1 protein-coding gene is annotated in these 348 nt (G+C 46.3%); it reads right to left on the bottom strand.

The window, feature by feature from the left end; translation table 11 throughout:
• The coding region (deoC, locus tag SORDD16_RS10185; protein WP_081215216.1) for a deoxyribose-phosphate aldolase at positions 1-348 on the bottom strand (348 nt) is incomplete at both ends.

Raw genomic sequence — 348 nt, 5'->3', positions numbered from 1 at the left:
CAAAAGCGACAGCATCTGCATATGAACGCGCTCCACCAGCTGCCTTAACTCCCATATCTGGCCCGACTGTTTTACGCATCAACTGAACATCCTCTATAGTGGCACCACCAGTTGAAAATCCAGTTGATGTTTTAACAAAGTCAGCGCCTGCTTTCTGGGATAATTGGCAGGCCACAACCTTTTCATCGTCTGTCAACAAGCACGCTTCGATAATGACTTTCACTAACTTGTCACCACTTGCTTCTACGACAGCACGGATGTCCGATTCGACTAAATCCAAATCGCCCGATTTGAGTGCACCGACATTGATAACCATATCAATCTCATCTGCACCGTTTTGAACAGCTT

Source organism: Streptococcus oralis, assembly GCF_001578945.1.
Classification (GTDB): Bacteria; Bacillota; Bacilli; order Lactobacillales; family Streptococcaceae; genus Streptococcus; species Streptococcus oralis_Q.
This window is presented reverse-complemented; position numbering and strand designations above follow the sequence as displayed.